2 rRNA genes (1 of these 2 cut by a window edge) are annotated in these 2,500 nt (G+C 53.6%); both read left to right on the plus strand.

The window, feature by feature from the left end:
• Positions 1-2,208 (plus strand): 23S ribosomal RNA (locus AC3ITW_RS01560); it begins 672 nt to the left of the window's first position.
• Between the two features lie 126 nt (positions 2,209-2,334).
• Positions 2,335-2,449 (plus strand): 5S ribosomal RNA (gene rrf / locus AC3ITW_RS01565).
• The last annotated feature ends 51 nt before the right edge of the window (positions 2,450-2,500 follow it).

Raw genomic sequence — 2,500 nt, forward strand, 5'->3', positions numbered from 1 at the left:
AGTCATGGCCAGGGTGAAGGTGCCGTAACAGGTACTGGAGGCCCGAACCCACGTCTGTTGCAAAAGACGGGGATGAGCTGTGATTAGGAGTGAAAAGCTAATCGAACCCGGAGATAGCTGGTTCTCCTCGAAAGCTATTTAGGTAGCGCCTCATATGTATCCTCTCGGGGGTAGAGCACTGTTATGGCTAGGGGGTCATCGCGACTTACCAAACCATTGCAAACTCCGAATACCGAGACGGACTGTATGGGAGACACACGGCGGGTGCTAACGTCCGTCGTGAAAAGGGAAACAACCCAGACCCACAGCTAAGGTCCCAAATTTTGTGCTAAGTGGAAAACCATGTGGAAAGGCACAGACAGCCAGGAGGTTGGCTTAGAAGCAGCCACCCTTTAAAGAAAGCGTAATAGCTCACTGGTCGAGTCGGTCTGCGGGGAAGATTTAACGGGGCTAAGCACAAAACCGAAGCTTGGGGTGCATAACTTTGTTATGCGCGGTAGAGGAGCGTTCCGTAAGCCGTTGAAGGTGGATTGAGAAGTCTGCTGGAGGTATCGGAAGTGCGAATGCTGACATGAGTAACGATAATGCGGGTGAAAAACCCGCACGCCGAAAGCCCAAGGTTTCCTTGCGCAACGTTAATCGGCGCAGGGTGAGTCGGCCCCTAAGGCGAGGACGAAAGTCGTAGTCGATGGAAAGCAGGTTAATATTCCTGCACCTCGCGTAAGTGCGATGGAGGGACGGAGAAGGTTAGGTGTACCAGGCGTTGGTTGTCCTGGGGAAAGGCGGTAGGTTTGGATCTTTGGCAAATCCGGGATCCTTTAAGACCGAGCACCGAGACGAGTCTTTATGACGAAGTCACTGATACCACGCTTCCAGGAAAAGCTCCTAAGCTTCAGCTTACGCAGACCGTACCGTAAACCGACACAGGTGGGTAGGATGAGAATTCTCAGGCGCTTGAGAGAACTCGGGTGAAGGAACTAGGCAACATGGCACCGTAACTTCGGGAGAAGGTGCACCCTTTTTGGTGGCTCGTGCGAGCTATAGCTGAAGAGGGTCGCAGTAACCAGGCCGCTGCGACTGTTTATCAAAAACACAGCACTCTGCAAACACGAAAGTGGACGTATAGGGTGTGACGCCTGCCCGGTGCTGGAAGGTTAATTGATGGGGTCAGCCGCAAGGCGAAGCTCTTGATCGAAGCCCCAGTAAACGGCGGCCGTAACTATAACGGTCCTAAGGTAGCGAAATTCCTTGTCGGGTAAGTTCCGACCTGCACGAATGGCGTAACGACAGCGGCGCTGTCTCCACCCGAGACTCAGTGAAATTGAAATCGCTGTGAAGATGCAGCGTTCCCGTGGCAAGACGGAAAGACCCCGTGAACCTTTACTATAGCTTTACACTGAACGTTGAGTTCGTCTGTGTAGGATAGGTGGGAGGCTATGAAACTGTGGCGCTAGCTGCAGTGGAGCCATCCTTGAAATACCACCCTGTCGTGCTTGACGTTCTAACCTGGGCCCATTATCTGGGTCGGGGACCGTGTATGGTGGGTAGTTTGACTGGGGCGGTCTCCTCCTAAAGAGTAACGGAGGAGCTCGAAGGTACGCTCAGCGCGGTCGGACATCGCGCACTGTGTGCAAAGGCATAAGCGTGCTTGACTGCAAGATCGACGGATCAAGCAGGTAGGAAACTAGGACTTAGTGATCCGGTGGTTCTGTATGGAAGGGCCATCGCTCAACGGATAAAAGGTACTCCGGGGATAACAGGCTGATACCGCCCAAGAGTTCATATCGACGGCGGTGTTTGGCACCTCGATGTCGGCTCATCACATCCTGGGGCTGTAGTCGGTCCCAAGGGTATGGCTGTTCGCCATTTAAAGTGGTACGCGAGCTGGGTTCAGAACGTCGTGAGACAGTTCGGTCCCTATCTGCCATGGGCGTTGGAGATTTGAGAGGGGCTGCTCCTAGTACGAGAGGACCGGAGTGGACGAACCTCTGGTGTTCCGGTTGTCACGCCAGTGGCATTGCCGGGTAGCTATGTTCGGAAGCGATAACCGCTGAAAGCATCTAAGCGGGAAGCGCGCCTCAAGATGAGATCTCCCGGGGCACAAGCCCCCTGAAGGAACCATATAGACTATGTGGTTGATAGGTCAGGTGTGTAAGTACAGCAATGTATTGAGCTAACTGATACTAATGATCCGTGTGGCTTGACCATATAACCTCAAGTTGCCTTGGCTTTACGACAGCGTCGTAAGAGCATCCAAGTGCACGCTACGTCACAAGAACTATGCGAGACTGGCGCCTTGTCCCCCTGGGACGAGTGCGACTCTCCAAAAGCCTCCCTGGTGAAATTAGCGCTATGGAACCACCCGATCCCATCCCGAACTCGGAAGTGAAACGTAGCTGCGCCGATGGTAGTGTGGCCTAAGCCATGCGAGAGTAGGTCATCGCCAGGGTTTATACCCAAAACCCCGCTGCTCACGCAGCGGGGTTTTCCTTTTTTTGCA

The sequence above is a fragment of the Stenotrophomonas sp. KH_052 genome (genome assembly GCF_057838755.1).